General features: G+C 66.0%; 1 protein-coding gene. It reads right to left on the bottom strand.

The features are described 5' to 3' along the window. Positions 1-1,087 (bottom strand): IS630 family transposase (locus IE294_RS46745; protein WP_189895391.1); only part of this gene is annotated, 1,087 nt, incomplete at its 3' end. Between the last annotated feature and the right edge of the window lie 38 nt (positions 1,088-1,125).

Genomic DNA, 1,125 nt, shown 5'->3' with positions numbered 1-1,125 from the left:
GGGCAAGGGAGTCGAGGATCTCCTCGGCTGTCTTGGTCCAGATGAACGGCTTCGGGTCCTCGTTCCAGTTCTTGACCCACGCGCGGATGTCGGCTTCGAGGGCCTGGACGTTCTTGTGTGCGCCGCGGCGGATCATCTGGTCGGCCAGGAAGCCGAACCACCTCTCGACCTGGTTGATCCAGGACGAGCCGGTGGGGGTGAAGTGCATGTGAAAGCGTGGGTGCCTGGCCAGCCATGTCCTGATCGCGGGTGTCTTGTGGGTGCCGTAGTTGTCGCAGATCAGGTGGATCTGGAGATCCGCCGGCACTTCTTTGTCGATCCGGATCAGGAACTTCTTGAACTCGGCTGCCCGGTGCCGGCGGTGCAGAGCACTGATGACCTCGCCAGTGGCGATGTCGAACGCGGCGAACAAGGTGGTCAGCCCGTTGCGGACGTAGTCGTGGGTGCGCCGCTCGGGCATGCCCGGCATTATCGGCAGCACCGGCTGGGAACGGTCCAGCGCCTGGATCTGGGACTTCTCGTCGACCGAGAGGACCACCGCGCCCTCGGGCGGGTTGAAGTACAGGCCGACGACGTCGTAGACCTTCTCCACGAACAGCGGGTCCGTCGACAGCTTGAAGGTGTCCGTCAGATGCGGCTTGAGCTGGAATCTCCGCCAGATCCGGCCGACGGTGGACTTCGACAGGCCGCTGTGTTCGGCCATCGACTTCCGCGACCAGTGCGTGGCGTTCTTCGGGATCTCTTCCAGGGTGGCGACCACGACCGCTTCGACCTGATCGACACCGATGGTGGGCGGTCGGCCCGGCCGGGGCTCGTCGGCCAGGCCGTCCAGCCGCTCGGCGAGGAACCGCCGCCGCCACTTGCGGACCGTGTCCGCGGAGATGCGCAGGTTACGGGCCACCTCAACGATGGGCGGGACGTCGGAGCCCGCACACGCCAGCACGATCCGCGCCCGCAGCGCCAACGCCTGGGCGGAGTTGGCCCGCCGGGTCCAGCGTTCCAGCACAGCACGCTCGTCATCGTCCAGCAGAAGCGGTTCCAGCTTCGGACCACGACGCGGCACCGGCACCCCGGCAGGAGAACTCATACAAGATCTAACGACGGACTACCGGCGCAGGACACTAG

Origin of the sequence: Streptomyces canarius (genome assembly GCF_014650735.1) — a bacterium.
GTDB classification, from domain to species: Bacteria; Actinomycetota; Actinomycetes; order Streptomycetales; family Streptomycetaceae; genus Streptomyces; species Streptomyces olivaceoviridis.
This window is presented reverse-complemented; position numbering and strand designations above follow the sequence as displayed.